2 protein-coding genes and 1 pseudogene are annotated in these 1941 nt (G+C 64.6%); all 3 read right to left on the bottom strand.

The genetic code is table 11. The features are described 5' to 3' along the window. Positions 1–87: 87 nt before the first annotated feature. Positions 88–453, bottom strand: a complete 366-nt coding sequence (locus Q0349_RS14020; RefSeq protein ID WP_366916252.1) for an iron chelate uptake ABC transporter family permease subunit — start codon at positions 451–453, stop codon at positions 88–90. Beyond that, positions 423–1115: pseudogene (locus tag Q0349_RS01750) on the bottom strand (iron ABC transporter permease); the annotation flags it as partial. The pseudogene Q0349_RS01750 and the gene Q0349_RS14020, both read right to left, overlap by 31 nt. Further along, positions 1097–1918: an ABC transporter substrate-binding protein gene (locus Q0349_RS01745; protein WP_298079097.1), complete on the bottom strand. Its 822-nt coding sequence runs from the start codon at positions 1916–1918 to the stop codon at positions 1097–1099. The pseudogene Q0349_RS01750 and the gene Q0349_RS01745, both read right to left, overlap by 19 nt. Positions 1919–1941: the final 23 nt, after the last annotated feature.

Raw genomic sequence — 1941 nt, 5'->3', positions numbered from 1 at the left:
AATTTGCATTGTTTTAAAAGGGGTTTTTATGGTGAATTTATTCCGGACAGTAGTGTCCCCCACGGGGGAGGGGGCTATTTGGGGTGCTCATGTGTTGCCTCCGTTACCGAGACGGCGCCAGACGAGGGCGGCGGTGAGGATGCCGATGGGCAGTTCTGCCGGGGCGATGATGGTGCGCGCGATGAGGTCGGCGAGCAGCAGCAGCGCCGCGCCAAAGAGGAGCGAGACGGGCAGGACGTGGCGGTTGTTGCTGCCGGTGAGGCCGCGCACGATGTGCGGCACGATGAGGCCGACGAAGGCGATGCCGCCGGTGAAGGCGACGCAGCTGCCGACCAGCAGGGCGACGAGGAGGATTTGGCGTTTTTTGCGCGTTCGATGTTGAAACCGAGGTGCCAGGCGGCGCTTTCGCCGAGCATGAGCGCGTTCAGGACGCGCGCGTCGCGCTGTATCCACGGCAGGCTGATGGCGCTGATGGCGGCGAGGATGGCGAGTTTTTCCCAGTCCATTTTGCTAAGTGTTCCCATGCCCCAGAAGGTGAGGCTGCGCAGTTGGTTGTCGTCGGCGATGTAGGTCAAAAGGCCGGTGATGGCGCCGGTGAAGCCGCTTAAGGCGATGCCGATGAGGAGCATGGCGGCGATGTTGATTTGGCCGCCGCGTTTGGCGAAGCGGTAGAGGGTGAGGGTCATCAGCCAGCTGCCGGCGAAGGCGGCGACGGGCAGAGCGTAGTCGCCCAGCCAGTGCAGCAGGGCGGGGAAGGCTTCGGCGTCGATGACGATGTAGAGGGTGACGCTGAAGGCGGCGCCGCTCATGACGCCGATGATGCCGGGGTCAACCAGCGGGTTGCGGAAGAGTCCCTGCATCACCGCGCCGCAGAGGGCGAGGTTGCCGCCGACGAGGGCGGTGGCGAGCGCGCGTGGCAGGCGCATTTGGTGGAAGGCGTACCAGTGCGGCGCTTCTTCCGGGGTGAGGGTGCCGCTGATGCCGTGTGCGATGAGGGCGAGGTCGAGGCGGGTGCTGCCGAAGCGGATGCCGAGGATGAGCAGGACGGCGAGCGCCAGCGCAGTTATGGCGAGGGTGCGGCGGTAGTGCGGGCGGTTCAGGGTTTGTTCAGGCATGAGGCGAGGGTTTTGCTGATGTCGCGCACGGCGTCGGCGTAGCTGGGGCCAAAGCCAAGGCTTTCCATGACGTTGATTTGGATGAGGCAGCCGCGTTTGCCCGCCTGGGATTGGGCGAGGTCGGGGTATTCGGCGGGATCGGCGTAGCTGGCGTTGTCGTCAAAGTGGCGGTCAAGGCGGGCGATGAGGATGGCGTCGGCGGGCAGGGTGAGCAGGGCTTCGGGCGAGAGCAGTTTCATGCCTGCGACGTCCACCGCGTTGTCGCCGCCGCTTTTTGGCCCCATGCTGGAGAGTTGGTCGCTCAAGCCATCGTAGAGGACGAGGATGCGCGGCCGCGCCGGGTAGGTTTGTTGTGCGGCACGCGCTTCGTCCATGGTGGCGGTGAGGCGGGCGATGAGCGCCTCGCCTTCTTGTTCGCGCCCAAGTGCTTTGGCGATGGTGCGGATGTCGTCGGCCACGCCCTGTTCGCTGCGACCGTCCTTGATGCGTAACAGCGGGACGCCTGCGCCTTCGAGGTGTTTGATGATTTCGGCGGGGCCGGCATCGGGCGGCAGGATGACGAGGTCGGGGGTGTAGGAGAGGATGCCTTCGCCAGAGAGGACGCGGCGGTAGCCGACTTTGGGCTTTTTCTCCATCACGTCTTTGGGCAGGAGGCTGCTGCTGTCGACGGCGACGAGTTTGTCGGCGTCGCCGAGAAGGGCGACGATTTCGGAGATGTTGTCGCTCGCCGAGATGATGCGCTCGTAGGCGTGGGCAAGCGGGGCGGCGAGGATAAGGGCGAGTACGAGAAGGTGTTTTTTCATGGGGATGGGGTGTTTGTTACATA

It is taken from the genome of uncultured Cardiobacterium sp., assembly GCF_938028185.1.
Taxonomy (GTDB): domain Bacteria; phylum Pseudomonadota; class Gammaproteobacteria; order Cardiobacteriales; family Cardiobacteriaceae; genus Cardiobacterium.
The sequence above is the reverse complement of the archived record's forward strand: the minus strand, read 5'-3'. Positions and strand labels throughout refer to the sequence as shown.